This is a genomic window from Streptomyces flaveolus (assembly GCF_014648815.1).
In the GTDB taxonomy this organism is placed as follows: Bacteria; Actinomycetota; Actinomycetes; order Streptomycetales; family Streptomycetaceae; genus Streptomyces; species Streptomyces flaveolus.
Genome location: NZ_BMRV01000006.1, coordinates 176,498 through 193,540 on the forward strand (window position 1 = coordinate 176,498; position 17,043 = coordinate 193,540).

The 17,043-nt window shown below is 70.9% G+C and carries 14 protein-coding genes; 12 read left to right on the top strand and 2 right to left on the bottom strand.

The window, feature by feature from the left end; translation table 11 throughout:
* Positions 1 to 14 precede the first annotated feature (14 nt).
* From IEZ05_RS16535 to IEZ05_RS16575, 9 genes are all read left to right on the top strand, one after another.
* Positions 15 to 2,057, top strand: coding sequence for an acetyl-CoA carboxylase biotin carboxylase subunit (locus IEZ05_RS16535; protein WP_189231081.1), 2,043 nt, complete (start codon positions 15 to 17; stop codon positions 2,055 to 2,057).
* Positions 2,054 to 3,001, top strand: coding sequence for a hydroxymethylglutaryl-CoA lyase (locus IEZ05_RS16540; RefSeq protein WP_189230879.1), 948 nt, complete (start codon positions 2,054 to 2,056; stop codon positions 2,999 to 3,001). Before IEZ05_RS16535 ends, IEZ05_RS16540 begins: the two co-directional genes overlap by 4 nt.
* A gap of 6 nt (positions 3,002 to 3,007) precedes the next feature.
* Positions 3,008 to 4,168: an acyl-CoA dehydrogenase family protein gene (locus IEZ05_RS16545; protein ID WP_189230880.1), complete on the top strand. Its 1,161-nt coding sequence runs from the start codon at positions 3,008 to 3,010 to the stop codon at positions 4,166 to 4,168.
* A gap of 121 nt (positions 4,169 to 4,289) precedes the next feature.
* Positions 4,290 to 5,336: an ABC transporter substrate-binding protein gene (locus IEZ05_RS16550; RefSeq protein WP_189230881.1), complete on the top strand. Its 1,047-nt coding sequence runs from the start codon at positions 4,290 to 4,292 to the stop codon at positions 5,334 to 5,336.
* A gap of 31 nt (positions 5,337 to 5,367) precedes the next feature.
* Positions 5,368 to 6,231: a siderophore-interacting protein gene (locus IEZ05_RS16555; RefSeq protein ID WP_189230882.1), complete on the top strand. Its 864-nt coding sequence runs from the start codon at positions 5,368 to 5,370 to the stop codon at positions 6,229 to 6,231.
* A 180-nt stretch (positions 6,232 to 6,411) separates the two neighbouring features.
* Positions 6,412 to 7,854, top strand: coding sequence for a lysine decarboxylase DesA (gene desA, locus IEZ05_RS16560; RefSeq protein ID WP_189230883.1), 1,443 nt, complete (start codon positions 6,412 to 6,414; stop codon positions 7,852 to 7,854).
* Positions 7,838 to 9,121: a lysine N(6)-hydroxylase/L-ornithine N(5)-oxygenase family protein gene (locus IEZ05_RS16565; protein ID WP_189230884.1), complete on the top strand. Its 1,284-nt coding sequence runs from the start codon at positions 7,838 to 7,840 to the stop codon at positions 9,119 to 9,121. The genes desA and IEZ05_RS16565 overlap by 17 nt, the downstream gene beginning before the upstream one ends.
* Positions 9,118 to 9,669 carry a GNAT family N-acetyltransferase gene (locus tag IEZ05_RS16570; protein WP_189230885.1) on the top strand — a complete coding sequence of 184 codons (552 nt, stop codon included), beginning with the start codon at positions 9,118 to 9,120 and terminating at the stop codon, positions 9,667 to 9,669. The genes IEZ05_RS16565 and IEZ05_RS16570 overlap by 4 nt, the downstream gene beginning before the upstream one ends.
* Complete coding sequence (locus IEZ05_RS16575) at positions 9,666 to 11,435, top strand: IucA/IucC family protein (protein ID WP_189230886.1); 1,770 nt, start codon at positions 9,666 to 9,668, stop codon at positions 11,433 to 11,435. Before IEZ05_RS16570 ends, IEZ05_RS16575 begins: the two co-directional genes overlap by 4 nt.
* 71 nt (positions 11,436 to 11,506) lie before the next feature.
* Here the strand turns inward: IEZ05_RS16575 and IEZ05_RS16580 are convergent, their stop codons facing one another.
* Positions 11,507 to 13,111 (bottom strand): beta-N-acetylhexosaminidase, encoded by a 1,605-nt coding sequence (locus IEZ05_RS16580; protein ID WP_189230887.1) that lies wholly within the window; start codon positions 13,109 to 13,111, stop codon positions 11,507 to 11,509.
* 77 nt (positions 13,112 to 13,188) lie between these two features.
* Here IEZ05_RS16580 and IEZ05_RS16585 point away from each other — a divergent pair, with 77 nt between their 5' ends.
* The 3 genes from IEZ05_RS16585 to glmS all read left to right on the top strand — a co-directional run bounded on the left by IEZ05_RS16585 (position 13,189) and on the right by glmS (position 16,260).
* Positions 13,189 to 14,082: a DUF4429 domain-containing protein gene (locus tag IEZ05_RS16585; RefSeq protein ID WP_189230888.1), complete on the top strand. Its 894-nt coding sequence runs from the start codon at positions 13,189 to 13,191 to the stop codon at positions 14,080 to 14,082.
* Between the two features lie 64 nt (positions 14,083 to 14,146).
* Positions 14,147 to 14,404 (top strand): hypothetical protein, encoded by a 258-nt coding sequence (locus IEZ05_RS16590; RefSeq protein ID WP_189230889.1) that lies wholly within the window; start codon positions 14,147 to 14,149, stop codon positions 14,402 to 14,404.
* Between the two features lie 38 nt (positions 14,405 to 14,442).
* Positions 14,443 to 16,260 carry a glutamine--fructose-6-phosphate transaminase (isomerizing) gene (gene glmS / locus IEZ05_RS16595; protein ID WP_189230890.1) on the top strand — a complete coding sequence of 606 codons (1,818 nt, stop codon included), beginning with the start codon at positions 14,443 to 14,445 and terminating at the stop codon, positions 16,258 to 16,260.
* Between the two features lie 78 nt (positions 16,261 to 16,338).
* On the opposite strand, the gene IEZ05_RS16600 is transcribed toward glmS, so the two are convergent.
* On the bottom strand, positions 16,339 to 16,866 hold the full coding sequence (locus IEZ05_RS16600) for a universal stress protein (protein WP_189230891.1): 528 nt from the start codon (positions 16,864 to 16,866) through the stop codon (positions 16,339 to 16,341).
* Positions 16,867 to 17,043: the final 177 nt, after the last annotated feature.

Genomic DNA, 17,043 nt, shown 5'->3' on the forward strand with positions numbered 1-17,043 from the left:
ACGAGGCTTCACGCATGTTCGACACCGTGCTCGTCGCCAACCGGGGTGAGATCGCCGTCCGTGTCATCCGGACGCTGCGCTCGCTGGGCGTGCGCTCGGTGGCGGTCTTCTCCGACGCCGACGCGGACGCCCGGCACGTGCGGGAGGCCGACACGGCGGTGCGGATCGGCCCGGCGCCCGCGGCGGAGAGCTATCTGTCCGTGGAGCGGCTGCTTCGGGCGGCGGCCCGCACGGGCGCGCAGGCCGTGCACCCGGGATACGGCTTCCTCGCCGAGAACGCCGGCTTCGCGCGGGCCTGCGAGGAGGCGGGGCTGGTCTTCATCGGGCCGTCCGCCGACGCCATCGCCCTGATGGGCGACAAGATCCGCGCCAAGGAGACGGTGAAGGCGGCCGGGGTGCCGGTGGTGCCCGGCTCCAGCGGCAGCGGCCTGACGGACGAGCAGCTCGCCGACGCGGCCCGCGAGATCGGGATGCCGGTGCTGCTGAAGCCGTCGGCCGGCGGTGGCGGCAAGGGCATGCGACTGGTGCGGGACGCCGCCGTGCTCGCCGACGAGATCGCCGCCGCCCGCCGCGAGGCCCGCGCCTCCTTCGGCGACGACACGCTCCTGGTGGAGCGGTGGATCGACCGGCCCCGGCACATCGAGATCCAGGTCCTCGCCGACGGCCACGGGAACGTCGTGCACCTGGGCGAGCGCGAGTGCTCGCTCCAGCGCCGGCACCAGAAGATCATCGAGGAGGCGCCGAGCGTCCTGCTCGACGAGGCCACGCGGGCCGCGATGGGCGAGGCGGCCGTGCAGGCCGCCCGCTCCTGCGGCTACCGGGGCGCGGGCACGGTGGAGTTCATCGTCCCGGGCGGTGACCCCTCGCAGTACTACTTCATGGAGATGAACACCCGCCTCCAGGTGGAGCACCCGGTGACCGAGCTGGCTGTATCCATTGGTGCGGCCGGCGCCGCGGGGGGCCTGGACCTGGTGGAGTGGCAGCTGCGGGTCGCGGCGGGCGAGCGGCTCGGGTTCGCTCAGGAGGACGTCCGGCTGACCGGGCACGCGATCGAGGCCCGGCTGTGCGCGGAAGACCCCTCGCGCGGCTTCCTCCCCTCCGGCGGCACCGTGCTGCGGCTCCACGAACCGCAGGGCGACGGCGTCCGCACCGACTCCGGGCTCAGCGAGGGCATCGAGGTCGGCAGCCTCTACGACCCGATGCTGTCCAAGGTGATCGCGTACGGTCCCGACCGCGCCACCGCGCTGCGCAAACTGCGGGCGGCCCTCGCGGACACGGTGACGCTCGGCGTGCAGACCAACGCCGGGTTCCTGCGCCGGCTCCTCGCGCACCCGGCGGTGGTGGCGGGGGAGCTGGACACCGGGCTGGTGGAGCGGGACGTGGACACGCTCGTCCCGGACGAGGTGCCGGCGGAGGTCTACGCGGCGGCGGCGCTGCTGCGCCAGGCATCGCTGACGCCGGCCGCGGACGCCACCGGCTGGTCGGACCCGTTCGACGCCGGGGACGGCTGGCGGCTGGGCGGGGAGCGGGCGTGGACCGCGCACCACCTGCGGGTGCCGGGCCGCGAGCCCGTCACCGTGCGGGTGCGCAGCACACCGGACGGCGGCACCGAGCTGCTGACGGAGGGCGCGGACGGACCCCAGCCCGCGTCGCCGGTCACCCGGTCGGGCGACGGACACCGGTACGCGTTCCGGCTCGACGGCGTCACCCACACCTTCGCCGCGCTGCCGGACGGCACCTGGCTGGGCCGCGACGGCGACGCCTGGCAGGTGCGCGACCACGATCCGGTCGCCGCCTCCCTCACCCGTGCCGCCCACGCGGGCGCCGACTCGCTCACCGCACCCATGCCGGGCACGGTGACGGTGGTGAAGGTCGCCGTCGGCGACGAGGTGACGGCCGGACAGAGCCTGCTGGTGGTGGAGGCGATGAAGATGGAGCACGTCATCTCCGCCCCGCACGCCGGCACCGTCACCGAGCTGGACGTGTCCCCCGGCACGACGGTCGCCATGGACCAGGTACTGGCGGTCATCGCACCGGCGGAGGAGGAGACGGCATGAACGCCCCGGAACTGAACCTGCCCATGACCGTGCCCGCCGAGGGCCTGCCCGCGCGGGTCCGCATCCACGAGGTCGGCGCCCGGGACGGCCTGCAGAACGAGCAGGCGACCGTGCCGACGGAGGTGAAGGCGGAGTTCGTCCGCCGCCTGGCCGACGCGGGACTGACCACCATCGAGGCGACCAGCTTCGTGCACCCCAAGTGGGTGCCCCAGCTGGCCGACGCGGAGCGGCTGTTCCCGGCGGTGGCCGGACTGCCGGTCGACCTCCCGGTCCTGGTGCCCAACGAACGCGGCCTCGACCGCGCGCTGGCGCTCGGCGCCCGGCGGGTCGCGGTCTTCGCCAGCGCCACCGAGTCCTTCGCGAAGGCCAACCTCAACCGCACGGTGGACGAGGCGCTGGCGATGTTCGAGCCGGTGGTGAGCCGGGCGAAGGCGCAGGACGTCCATGTGCGGGGCTATCTCTCGATGTGCTTCGGCGACCCGTGGGAGGGCGCCGTCCCGGTCCCGCAGGTGGTGAAGGTGTGCCGGGCCCTGCTGGACATGGGCTGCGACGAGCTGAGCCTGGGCGACACGATCGGCGTGGCGACGCCGGGTCACGTCGAGGCCCTGCTGCGCGAACTCACCGGGGCCGGCGTCCCGGTGGAGGCGCTCGGCGTCCACTTCCACGACACGTACGGCCAGGCCCTGTCCAACACCCTGGCCGCGCTGCGGCTCGGCGTCACCACGGTCGACGCCTCCGCGGGCGGGCTGGGCGGCTGCCCGTACGCCAAGTCCGCCACCGGCAACCTCGCCACCGAAGACCTCGTGTGGATGCTGCGCGGCCTCGGCATCGACACCGGGGTCGACCTCGGCCGCCTCGTCGCCACCAGCGCGTGGATGGCCTCCGAACTGGGCCGACCCAGCCCGTCCCGCACCGTACGAGCCCTCTCCCACCAGGAGCAGTGAACGACCATGGACCACAAGCTCTCCCCCGAACTGGAAGAACTCCGCCGTACGGTCGAGGAGTTCGCCCACGACGTCGTGGCACCCAAGATCGGCGACTTCTACGAGCGGCACGAGTTCCCGTACGAGATCGTCCGGGAGATGGGCCGTATGGGCCTGTTCGGCCTGCCGTTCCCCGAGGAGTACGGCGGCATGGGCGGCGACTACCTGGCCCTCGGCATCGCCCTGGAGGAGCTGGCCCGGGTCGACTCGTCGGTGGCCATCACGCTGGAGGCGGGTGTCTCGCTGGGCGCGATGCCGATCCACCTGTTCGGCACCGAGGAGCAGAAGCGGACCTGGCTCCCTGGGCTGTGCTCGGGCGAGATCCTCGGCGCCTTCGGCCTGACCGAGCCCGACGGCGGTTCGGACGCGGGCGCGACGCGGACGACGGCCCGCCTGGACGCGGAGACGAACGAGTGGGTGATCAACGGCACCAAGTGCTTCATCACCAACTCGGGCACGGACATCACGGGTCTGGTGACCGTCACGGCGGTCACCGGCCGCAAGCCCGACGGCCGCCCGCTCATCTCGGCGATCATCGTCCCGTCCGGCACCCCGGGCTTCACGGTGGCCGCTCCTTACTCGAAGGTCGGCTGGAACGCGTCGGACACCCGCGAGCTGTCCTTCTCGGACGTCCGGGTGCCGGCGGAGAACCTGCTGGGCGAACAGGGGCGCGGCTACGCCCAGTTCCTGCGCATCCTGGACGAGGGCCGGATCGCCATCGCCGCGCTGGGCACGGGTCTCGCGCAGGGCTGCGTGGACGAGTCGGTCGCCTACGCGAAGGAACGTCACGCCTTCGGCAAGCCGATCGGCGCCAACCAGGCGATCCAGTTCAAGATCGCCGACATGGAGATGAAGGCCCACACGTCCCGACTCGCCTGGCGGGACGCGGCCTCCCGGCTGGTGTCGGGCGAGCCGTTCAAGAAGGAGGCGGCGCTGGCGAAGCTGTACTCGTCGACGGTCGCGGTGGACAACGCCCGGGACGCCACCCAGATCCACGGCGGCTACGGCTTCATGAACGAGTACCCGGTGGCCCGCATGTGGCGGGACGCCAAGATCCTGGAGATCGGCGAGGGCACGAGCGAGGTCCAGCGGATGCTGATCGCCCGGGAGTTGGGCCTGGTGAGCTGAGGTCACGGGCCGCCCGGACGGGGTGGGGCGCACCCGGCCACTGGACAAGATCTGAGGTTAGGCTAACCTATCCTCGAATTGTCCGGCGGACGTTCCGCCCCGTTCGAAAGCGGCCCACACCATGTCCAACGCCAGAGCTGCCCACCTGACCCGTCGCGGAATCCTCGCCGCCGGCGGCGCCCTCGGCCTCGGTGCCGTGCTCGCCGCCTGTGGGGACGACGACGCGAAGAACGGCGGCTCGGCCGAGCAGACGGGCGCCGCCAAGGCCGGCCCCTGGACCTTCAAGGACGACCGCGGCACCACCGTGAAGCTGGACAAGGTCCCGACGAACATCGTCGCCTTCACCGGCGTCGCCGCCGCGCTGTGGGACTACGGCGTCCAGGTCAAGGGCGTCTTCGGCCCCACCACCACCAAGGACGGCAAGCCCGACGTCCAGGCCGGCGACATGGACGTCAGCAAGGTCACCGTCCTCGGCAACGAGTGGGGCAAGCTCGACGTCGAGAAGTACGTGGGCCTCCAGCCCGAGTTGCTCGCCAGCACGACGTTCGACACCGCGGGCACCCTCTGGTCGGTCCCCGAGGAGTCCAAGGACAAGATCGCCAAGCTGGCGCCCAGCGTGGCCGTCTCGGTCTTCGACCGCCAGCTCACCCAGCCGCTCCAGCGCATGTGGGAGCTGGCCGAGTCGCTCGGCGCGGACATGAAGGCGAAGAAGGTCACCGACGCCAAGGCGGCCTTCGACAAGGCGGCGGCCCGGCTGCGCGCCGCCGCCAAGGCCAAGCCCGAGATCAAGGTGCTGGCCGGCTCCGCGAGCCCCGAGCTGTTCTACGTCTCCGGCACCAACCTGTCCGTCGACCTGGAGTACTTCAAGGCCCTCGGCGTGAACTTCGTCGAGCCCTCCGAGGAGGCCAAGAAGGCGACCGGCGGCTGGTTCGAGAGCCTGAGCTGGGAGAACGTCGACAAGTACCCGGCCGACGTCATCATCATGGACGACCGGTCCTCGACCATCCAGCCCGCCGACATCACCGAGGGCACCTGGAAGCAGCTCCCCGCGGTCAAGGCCGGCCAGGTCATCGCCCGTTCCCCCGAGCCGATCCTGTCCTACGACAAGTGCACGCCGCTGCTCGACAACCTCGCCGAGGCCATCGAGAACGCGAAGAAGGTCAGCTGACCCCGTCCGCCCCGACTCGCAGGAGCCATCCGTGACGACTGCCGTAGCCGCCCCGTTCCGTTTCTTCTCCCTCCAGGTCGTACGGACGAGGCGGCTCGGCCCGTCTCTGACCCGGGTCACCTTCGCCGGGCCCGACCTCGCCGGCTTCCGCTCCGACGGACGCGACCAGTCCCTGTCGCTGTTCCTGCCGCACCCCGGCCAGGCGGAGCCCGCGGTTCCCGTCGAGCTGGGGGACGGATGGTGGCAGGCGTGGCGTGAACTCCCCGACGACGTGCGGGCGGTGATGCGCTCGTACACCCTGCGGGACCTGCGCCGCGACGCCTTCGGCAACACCGACGAGATCGACATCGACTTCGTCCTGCACGGTGTCGGGCCGGGGGCCGTCGTGCAGGCGGGCCCCGCCTCCCGCTGGGCCGCCCGCGCCGCCGCCGGCGACCGCGTCCTGCTGCTGGGCCCGGCGGTCGCCGACAACCGGGCGATCCGCTTCCGGCCGCCCGAGGACACCGACCTGGTGGTCGTCTGGGGCGACGAGACCGCACTCCCCGCCGCCTCGGCCGTCGTCGAGTCCCTGCCGGCCGGCACCCGCGCCCGCGTGTGGCTGGAGGTGCCGCACGCCGCGGACGTGCAGGAGCTGACGACCGCGGCGGACGCCGAGATCACCTGGCTGGTCCGGGACGAGGCCGAGGACCCGGCCGGCCTCGCCCTCGCCGCGCTTCGCGCGGCCCCGCTGCCGTCCGCCCGGCACCCGTACGTCTGGATCGCCGGCGAGTCCGGCTGCGTCAAGCGGTTGCGCCGTCACTTCGTGGGCGAGCGCGGCATCGACCGGCGCCGCGTCACCTTCGTCGGTTACTGGCGACAGGGACTGACGGAGGAACAGCTCCGCGAACAGGGCTGAGGGCCGGAACCCACCACACCTCAACTCACCGTCCGTGACGGGCGAATGAGGCGTGAGTGACGGCCGTCACGCCGAGGCATGCGTTTAGGCGCAGTTAATTAGGTTAGGCTAACCTAAGTTCGAAGCCCGGGCTCCGCCCTTCCCCGTCCCTCTCGGACCGTCCCACCGGAGGACCCCCACATGCGCTCGCACCTGCTCAACGACACCACCGCGGAGCAGTACCGCCACTCCGTGACCCAAGGAGTCGAGCGGGTGGCCGCCAAACTCGCCGCCACCGACCGGCCGTTCACCGGCGTCACGGTCGACGCCCTCGCCCCCCGCATCGACGGGATCGACCTCGACCGGCCGCTGCACGACACGGCCGCGGTCCTCGACGAGCTGGAGGACGTCTACCTCCGCGACGCCGTCTACTTCCACCACCCCCGCTACCTGGCCCACCTCAACTGCCCGGTCGTCATCCCCGCCGTGGTCGCCGAGGCGGTGCTGACCGCCGTCAACTCCTCCCTCGACACCTGGGACCAGTCGGCCGGCGGCACCCTCATCGAGCGGAAACTGATCGACTGGACGACCGCCCGCATCGGTCTCGGCCCCGCGGCCGACGGCGTGTTCACCTCCGGCGGCACCCAGTCCAACCTCCAGGCGCTGCTGCTGGCCCGCGAGGAGGCCAAGACCGACGAGCTCGCGAAACTGCGCATCTTCGCCTCCGAGGTCAGCCACTTCAGCGTGCAGAAGTCGGCGAAACTGCTCGGCCTCGGCCCCGACGCCGTCGTCGCGGTCCCCGTCGACCACGACAAGCGCCTCCAGACGGTCGCCCTCGCCCGCGAGCTGGAGCGCTGCGCCGCCGACGGCCTCGTCCCCATGGCCGTAGTCGCCACCGCCGGCACCACCGACTTCGGCTCCATCGACCCGCTGCCGGAGATCGCCGCGCTGTGCGGCCAGTACGGGGTGTGGATGCACGTGGACGCCGCCTACGGCTGCGGACTGCTCGCCTCCCTGAAGTACCGGGACCGGCTGACCGGCATCGAGCTGGCCGACTCGGTCACCGTCGACTACCACAAGTCCTTCTTCCAGCCGGTGAGTTCGTCCGCCCTGCTGGTCCGGGACGCGGCCACCCTGCGCCACGCCACCTACCACGCGGAGTACCTCAACCCGCGCCGCATGGTGCGCGAGCGCATCCCCAACCAGGTCGACAAGTCCCTCCAGACCACCCGCCGCTTCGACGCCCTCAAGCTGTGGATGACGCTGCGCGTGATGGGCGCCGACGGCATCGGCGAGCTCTTCGACGAGGTCTGCGACCTCGCCGCCGAGGGCTGGCAGCTGCTCGCCGCCGACCCGCGCTTCGACGTGGTCGTCGAGCCGAGCCTGTCCACGCTGGTCTTCCGCTACATCCCGGCCGCCGTCACCGAGCCCGCCGAGATCGACCGCGCCAACCTGTACGCCCGCAAGGCCCTGTTCGCCTCCGGCGACGCGGTGGTCGCGGGCACCAAGGTGGCCGGCCGCCACTACCTGAAGTTCACCCTGCTGAACCCCGAGACGACCACGGCCGACATCGCCGCCGTCCTCGACCTGATCGCCGGCCACGCCGAGCAGTACCTGGGAGAGTCCCTTGACCGCGCTTCCTGAAGCCAGTGCCCCGTACGACTTCGTGGGGATCGGCCTCGGCCCCTTCAACCTCGGCCTCGCCTGCCTCACCGAGCCCATCGCCGAGCTGAACGGCGTCTTCCTGGAGTCCAAGCCCGACTTCGAGTGGCACGCCGGCATGTTCCTGGACGGCGCCCACCTCCAGACCCCGTTCATGTCGGACCTGGTCACCCTCGCCGACCCGACGTCCCCGTACTCCTTCCTCAACTACCTGAAGGAGAAGGGCCGGCTGTACTCGTTCTACATCCGCGAGAACTTCTACCCGCTGCGCGTCGAGTACGACGACTACTGCCGCTGGGCCGCGAACAAGCTGAGCAGCGTCCGCTTCTCCACGACGGTCACGGAGGTGACGTACGACGAGGCGGACGAGCTGTACGTGGTCGCCACCACGTCCGGCGACACCTACCGCGCCCGCCGTCTCGTCCTCGGCACCGGAACCCCGCCGCACATCCCGGACGCCTGCCGCGGGCTGGCCGGCGACTTCCTGCACAACTCCCGCTACGTCCAGCACAAGGCGGAGCTGCAGAAGAAGAAGTCGATCACGCTGGTCGGCAGCGGCCAGTCCGCCGCCGAGATCTACTACGACCTGCTCAGCGAGATCGACGTCCACGGCTACCAGCTGAACTGGGTGACGCGCTCCCCGCGCTTCTTCCCCCTGGAGTACACCAAGCTCACGCTGGAGATGACCTCCCCGGAGTACGTGGACTACTACCACGCGCTGCCCGAGACGACCCGCTACCGCCTCACGGCCGAGCAGAAGGGGCTGTTCAAGGGCATCGACGGCGACCTGATCAACGAGATATTCGACCTGCTGTACCAGAAGAGACTCGGCGGTCCCGTCCCCACCCGGCTGCTCACCAACTCGGCGCTGACCAGCGCCCGGTACGCCGACGGCACGTACACGCTCGGCTTCCGCCAGGAGGAACAGGGCAAGGACTTCGAGATCGGCTCGGACGGCCTGATCCTGGCCACCGGCTACAAGTACACCGAGCCGGAGTTCCTCAAGCCGGTCCGCGACCGGCTGCGCCACGACTCGCAGGGCAACTTCGACGTCGCCCGCAACTACGCCGTCGACATCACGGGCCAGGGTGTGTTCCTGCAGAACGCGGGTGTCCACACCCACAGCATCACGAGCCCCGATCTGGGCATGGGTGCCTATCGCAACAGCTACATCATCCGAGAGCTGCTCGGTGGCACCGAGTACTACCCGGTCGAGAAGACCATCGCGTTCCAGGAGTTCGCCGTATGAGCACCCCCACCGCCGCGACGATCGGCGACCTCACCCTGCGTCCCCTCGACCCGCTGAAGGACGCCGTCCTGCTGCACAGCTGGGTCACCCACCCGAAGTCGGCTTTCTGGATGATGCAGGACGCCACGCTGGTGGACGTCGAGCGCGCCTACATGGAGATAGCCGCCGACGAGCACCACCACGCCTACCTCGGCCTGCACGACGGCGTCCCCGCCTTCCTGATGGAGAAGTACGACCCGGCCCACCGCGAGCTGACCGGCCTGTACGAGCCCGAGCCCGGCGACGTCGGCATGCACTTCCTGGTCGCCCCCACCGACCGGCCCGTGCACGGCTTCACCCGCGCCGTGATCACCGCCGTGATGACCGAGCTGTTCGCCGACCCGGCCACCGCCCGCGTCGTCGTCGAGCCGGACGTCGGCAACAAGGCCGTCCACGCCCTGAACGCGGCCGTCGGATTCGTGCCCGACCGCGAGATCCAGAAGCCGGAGAAGAAGGCGCTGCTGAGCTTCTGCACCCGCGAGCAGTTCGAGAAGGCGGTGTCCGCATGAGCCTCGCCGACGCCGTGACCCACCTCTCCCCCGAACGCTGGGAGCAGGCCAACCGCCTCCTGGTCCGCAAGGCGCTGGCCGAGTTCACGCACGAGCGGCTGCTCACGCCCGAGCGGGACGGCGAGTCCTACGTCGTCCGCAGCGACGACGGCAAGACCGAGTACCGCTTCACCGCCACCGTCCGCGCCCTGGACCACTGGCAGGTGGAGGCCGGCTCGATCACCCGCCACCGCGACGGCACCCAGCTCCCGCTCGCCGCTCTGGACTTCTTCATCGAGCTGAAGGACTCCCTCGGGCTGAGCGACGACATCCTGCCGGTCTACCTGGAGGAGATCTCCTCCACGCTCTCCGGCACCTGCTACAAGCTCACCAAGCCGCGCGTCACCTCCGCCGAGCTGGCGCGGAGCGGCTTCCAGGCGGTCGAGACCGGCATGACCGAGGGCCACCCCTGCTTCGTCGCCAACAACGGACGGCTCGGCTTCGGCATCCACGACTACCTGTCGTACGCCCCCGAGACCGCGAGCCCGGTGCGGCTGGTGTGGCTGGCCGCGCACCGCTCGCGGGCGGCGTTCACGGCGGGCGTGGGCGTCGAGTACGAGTCCTTCGTGCGCGGCGAGCTGGGCGAGGCGACCGTCGAGCGCTTCCACGGCGTGCTGCGCGAGCAGGGCCTGGACCCGGCCGACTACCTGTTCATCCCGGTCCACCCCTGGCAGTGGTGGAACAAGCTCACCGTGACCTTCGCCGCCGAGGTCGCCCGGCAGCACCTGGTGTGCCTGGGCGAGGGCGACGACGAGTACCTGGCCCAGCAGTCCATCCGGACCTTCTTCAACACCTCGCACCCCGAGAAGCACTACGTGAAGACGGCCCTGTCCGTCCTCAACATGGGCTTCATGCGCGGCCTGTCGGCGGCGTACATGGAGGCCACTCCGGCCATCAACGACTGGCTGGCGCAGCTCATCGAGAACGACCCGGTGCTGAAGTCGACGGGCCTGACGATCATCAGGGAGCGGGCGGCCGTCGGCTACCGGCACCTGGAGTACGAGCGGGCCACCGACCGCTACTCGCCGTACCGCAAGATGCTGGCGGCGCTGTGGCGGGAGAGCCCGGTGCCGTCGCTCCGGGACGGCGAGACGCTCGCCACCATGGCCTCCCTCGTCCACGTCGACCACGAGGGCGCCTCCTTCGCGGGCGCGCTGATCGAGCGGTCGGGCCTCGCGCCCACCGAGTGGCTGCGGCACTACCTGCGGGCCTACTTCGTCCCGCTGCTGCACAGCTTCTACGCCTACGACCTGGTCTACATGCCGCACGGCGAGAACGTGATCCTCGTGCTGAAGGACGGGGTGGTGCAGCGGGCGGTCTACAAGGACATCGCCGAGGAGATCGCGGTGATGGACCCGGACGCGGTGCTGCCGCCGGACGTCTCGCGCATCGCCGTGGAGGTCCCCGAGGACAAGAAGCTGCTGTCGATCTTCACGGACGTCTTCGACTGCTTCTTCCGCTTCCTCGCCGCCGGCCTCGCCGAGGAGGGCATCCTCGAGGAGGACGCCTTCTGGCGGACGGTCGCGGAGGTCACCCGCGCCTACCAGGAGTCGGTGCCGGAGCTGGCCGAGAAGTTCGACCGGTACGACATGTTCGCGCCCGAGTTCGCGCTGTCCTGTCTCAACCGGCTCCAGCTGCGCAACAACAGGCAGATGGTGGACCTCGCGGACCCGTCCGGCGCGCTGCAGCTGGTCGGGAACCTGAAGAACCCCCTCGCGGGCCTCTGACGGCCCCGAACGGACGGACGGGCACCCCGGAGACGGTCCTCCGGGGTGCCCGTCGGCGTCGGCGTATGGGGTCAGGGCGTCCAGGGCACCTGGGGCGACCGGTAGTAGTCGATCCCCAGCGCCTCCCAGCGCGGCGCCTGCGCGGCCAGCCGCACCTTGTAGGCGTCCCAGTCGTGCGTCGCCGCCGGCGACCAGCCCAGCTCGGCGACGCCGGGCAGCCTCGGGAAGGCCATGTACTCGAGCTGGTCCGGTTCCGACAGGGTCTCCGCCCACAGCGGCGCCTCGACACCGCGGACCGCGGCGGCCGGCACGCCCGGCAGATAGGCGCCCGGGTCCCAGTCGTAGGACCGCCGCACCTCCACGTAGCCCGCCCAGGACAGACCCAGCGGGGTGTCCTTGGTGTACTTCATGTCGAGGTAGGTCCGGTCGGCCGGCGAGACGATCAGGCCGGTGCCGTTCTGCGCGGCCTTGGCGACCTGGGCCTTCTCCGCGGCACTGGTGCCGTCCAGGCCCCAGTACTGGGCGAGCGCCCCCTTGGCCGGGACGGCGCCGGTCAGCTGGTGCCAGCCGACCACCGTCTTGCCGTACGCGGCGACGATCGGCTGCACCCGGTCCATGAACTTCACGTAGTCCTCGTGCGGCGTGGAGTGCGCCTCGTCGCCGCCGATGTGGAGGTAGCGGCCCGGGGTGAGCGCGGCCAGCTCCCGCACCACGTCGTCCACGAAGTCGTACGTGATGTCCTTGTCGACGCACAGCGAGCTGAAGCCGACGCTGGTGCCGGTGTACAGCGGGGGTGCCACGCCGTCGCAGTTCAGCTCCGCGTAGGAGGCGAGGGCCGCGTTGGTGTGGCCCGGCATGTCGATCTCGGGGACGACCTCCAGGTGCCGGGAGGCCGCGTAGCGCACGATCTCCTTGTAGTCGTCCTTGGTGTAGTAGCCGCCGGGGCCGCCGCCGACCTCGGTGGAGCCGCCGTAGGTGGCCAGGCGCGGCCAGGAGTCGATGGCGATGCGCCAGCCCTGGTCGTCGCTGAGGTGCAGGTGGAGCTTGTTGAGCTTGTACAGGGCGAGCCGGTCGATGTAGCCCTTGACCTCGTCGACGGTGAAGAAGTGCCGGGAGACGTCCAGCATGGCGCCGCGCCAGCCGTAGCGCGGGGTGTCCTCGACGGTGCCGCCCGCGACCAGCCAGGGTCCGGGCTGTACGGACTTCTTCTCGACGGCCGCGGGGAGCAGCTGACGCAGGGTCTGGACGCCGTGGAAGAGGCCGGCGGGTTTCGCGGCCGTGATGGTGACGCCGGCGCGGCCGCTGTCGAGGCGGTAGCCCTCGTCGCCGTACGGGCCCTTCGCCAGGCGCAGCCGGATGCCGCCGTCGCCGTGGGAGGTGACGGGCAGGCGGTAGCCGGTGGAGGGCCGCAGGACGCCCGCGAGGTAGTCGCCGACGTCGCGGGCCTCGCGCGAGCCGTCGACGCGGATGTGGGTGCCGCGGGTGATGCGGTACGGGCTTGCGCCTGGGTCGACCGAGGACGGGGCGGGGATCACCCGGTCCAGGGGGATCGGGGCCGCCTTCTGGGCCGGGGCCGCCCCGACGGTGAAGGCTCCTGCCGCCGCCACGAGCAGCAGCGACCCGAGCAGCCGGGTCATGCGGGGAGTCGTTCCGCGGTGCCGTTGGTGCCGTCTCACGTGCTCTCCCTTCACGATGGGTATAGACCACTCTCCCGCACAACCGCCGCGCGCAGAAGCGATGGAACAATCTCCGCATGGCGGAAATCATCCAGAAGGACGGAACGTGGGTCTTCGACGGCGACACCCTGCGGCTGACGCCCGGACGCGACAAGAACGTCGGTCTGCTCCGCCGGGAACTGGGTGAACTGGTCGTGCCGCTGCGGGCGTTGGCGGGCATATCCTTCGAGCAGGGCAAGAAGTCCGGGCGGCTCAGGCTGCGGCTGCGGGACGGCGCCGACCCGTTGCTGCACGCGACCGGCGGCCGGCTGACGGAGCCGCACGACCCGTACCAGCTGATCGTGGACTCCGACCGGTACGGCGTCGCCGAGTACCTGGTCGACGAGGTGCGCAACGCCCTGCTGCTGGAGCAGGTCCCGGCCGACCCGTTGGACGCCTACCTGCTGGCGGGGCCCTCCGTCCCCCTCTCGGTGTCCGCCGGGGACGGCACGGCGAGCTTCGACGGCGAGCGAGTGCGGCTGGAGTGGAAGTGGCAGGCGGAGGACTCCAAGTCCGCCGGCGGCCCGCGCATCCTCGCGCTCGCGGACATCACCGCCGTGGAGTGGCAGCCGTCGGTGGGCCTGGAGAACGGCCACCTCCGCTTCACCGTGCGGGCCGCGCCGACCAAGATGCCGCCCAAGTACGACCCGAACGCGGTCGAGTTGTGGGGGTTCAAGAAGGACCCGCTGATGGCCCTGGTGGCCGCCGCCGTCCAGGCCCGGCTCCCGCACCCGGCGGGAGCGCCGGCCCTGGAGAGCGCACACCCGGCCGAGCACACCGCGGCCTCCACCCCCACCCCCGCGCCCGCGCCCGAGGACGACCACGACGCGCTGCTGCGGCGGTTGCGGGAACTGGGCGAACTGCACCGCTCCGGGGTGCTGACGGACGAGGAGTTCACCCTCGCCAAGCAGGCGGTTCTCCGGCGAATGTAAGGGCCCTGCCCGAAATCGGGCAAGATTCTTGCGAAACCGTCAGCCGTACCCCAGGATCTACCGGGTGCACGACGAACTCGTTGATCATCTGACGCGGTCCACGCCCCTCAGCCGGGGCGAGGCGCTGCGCGTGATCCAGGACGTGCTCGCCTACTTCGACGAGACGACCGAGGAGTACGTCCGTCGCCGCCACCGCGAGCTGCAGGCCCAGGGCCTGGTGAACGCGACGATCTTCGAGCGGATCGCGGCGGAACTGAAGTACCGCGCGGTGGCACCACCGGAGCTGACGCTCCGCCAGCTGCGCCGCATCGTCTACGGCTGAGAAGCCGTGGGCCACGAGACCTGCGAGGAATACGGTATATGTGCGGAATCGTCGGATACATCGGCAAGCGTGACGTCGCGCCCCTGCTGCTCGAGGGCCTCCAGCGCCTGGAGTACCGCGGCTACGACTCGGCGGGCATCGTCGTCACGTCCCCGAAGACGGCCGGCCTGAAGATGGTCAAGGCCAAGGGCCGGGTCCGTGACCTGGAGGCCAAGGTCCCGGCGCGCTTCAAGGGCACCACGGGTATCGCCCACACCCGCTGGGCCACCCACGGCGCCCCCTCCGACGTGAACGCCCACCCGCACATGTCGGCCGACAACAAGGTCGCCGTCGTGCACAACGGCATCATCGACAACGCCGCCGACCTGCGCCGCAAGCTGGAGGCGGACGGCGTCGAGTTCCTCTCCGAGACCGACACCGAGGTCCTCGTCCACCTCATCGCCCGCTCCGAGGCGGAGAAGCTGGAGGACAAGGTCCGCGAGACCCTCCGGGTCATCGAGGGCACGTACGGCATCGCCGTGATGCACGCCGACTTCCCCGAGCGCATCGTCGTCGCCCGCAACGGCTCGCCGGTCGTCCTCGGCATCGGCGAGAAGGAGATGTTCGTCGCCTCCGACATCGCCGCGCTGGTCGCCCACACCCGGCAGATAGTCACCCTCGACGACGGCGAGATGGCCACCCTCAAGGCCGACGACTTCCGCACCTACACCACCGAGGGCACCCGCACCACGGCGGAGCCGACCACCGTCGAGTGGGAGGCCGCCTCCTACGACATGGGCGGCCACGACACCTACATGCACAAGGAGATCCACGAGCAGGCCGAGGCCGTGGACCGCGTGCTGCGCGGCCGGATCGACGACCGCTTCTCCACCGTGCACCTCGGCGGCCTGAACCTGGACGCCCGCGACGCGCGCGCCGTGCGTCGCGTGAAGATCCTCGGCTGCGGCACCTCGTACCACGCGGGCCAGATCGGCGCCCAGATGATCGAGGAGCTGGCCCGCATCCCCGCGGACGCCGAGCCGGCCTCCGAGTTCCGCTACCGCAACGCGGTCGTCGACCCCGACACCCTGTACATCGCCGTCTCCCAGTCCGGTGAGACGTACGACGTGCTGGCCGCCGTGCAGGAGCTCAAGCGCAAGGGCGCCCGCGTCCTCGGCATCGTCAACGTCGTCGGCTCGGCGATCGCCCGCGAGGCCGACGGCGGCATGTACGTGCACGCGGGCCCCGAGGTCTGCGTCGTCTCCACCAAGTGCTTCACCAACACCTGCGTCGCCTTCGCGCTGCTCGCCCTGCACCTGGGCCGCACCCGCGACCTGTCCGTGCGCGACGGCAAGCGGATCATCGAGGGCCTGCGCAAGCTGCCGGCGCAGATCTCCGAGATGCTGGAGCAGGAAGAGGACATCAAGAAGCTGGCCGCGCAGTACGCCGACGCCCGCTCGATGCTCTTCATCGGCCGCGTGCGGGGCTACCCGGTCGCCCGCGAGGCCTCCCTGAAGCTCAAGGAGGTCTCCTACATCCACGCCGAGGCGTACCCGGCCTCCGAGCTGAAGCACGGCCCGCTCGCCCTGATCGAGCCGGCTCTGCCGACGGTCGCGATCGTGCCGGACGACGACCTGCTGGAGAAGAACCGTGCGGCCATGGAGGAGATCAAGGCCCGCAGCGGCCAGATCCTCGCCGTCGCCCACCAGGAGCAGGAGAAGGCCGACCACACGATCGTCGTCCCGAAGAACGAGGACGAACTCGACCCGATCCTCATGGGCATCCCGCTCCAGCTCCTCGCCTACCACACGGCCCTGGCCCTGGGCCGGGACATCGACAAGCCGCGCAACCTCGCCAAGTCGGTCACCGTGGAGTAGCTCACCCGGCAGAACAGCCGAACGGCCCCGCACGCACGTGTGCGGGGCCGTTCGCGTCGGTCGCGGGTCACCCGGCCGTCAGGGAATGACCACCACGGGCCGCTGCGCCCGCTTGGCGAGGCGTCCCGCGACGGAGCCGAAGAGCCGGCCCACGAGGCCGTGGCTGGAGCCGACGACGATCGCGTCCGCCTCGTACTCCCGGCCCACCTCTTCGAGTTCGTGGCAGATGTCGCCGCCGCGCTCGACCAGGATCCAGGGCACCTCGGTGAGATAGTCCGCGCACGCCAGCTCCAGGCCCAGCACCTCGGTGCGGTGGTCCGGCACGTCGACGAAGACGGGAGGCTCGCAGCCCGCCCACACCGTGGTCGGCAGCCGGTTGGCGACGTGCACGATGACCAGGCCCGAGCCGAGCCGACGCGCCATGCCGATGGCGTACGCGAGAGCGCGCTCGCTGGAGGTGGAGCCGTCGAAGCCGACGACGACGCCGTGCTTGAAAGCCGGGTCGCACGAGTGGCGTGGCTCTTCCGCCGCCAGGGGCTCGGCCGCCGTAGGTTCGGCGACGGGCCGCTTGCGGTCCGCGGGTTCGAAGAATTCGTGACCGGCCATGGCTGTCTCGGCGTTTATATCCTCTATGGGGGGCAACAGTGTGCGGCGGAGCTGTGTCCGGGAATGGTCTTCCCAACCCCATACCCCCAAGGGTACGGCGCCACGCCTCCTTCGCCCAGATCCCGCGTAGGGTCCGCCGCGGGCTCCCCGGAGCATGCCCGAGGGGGCGCCCGTAAC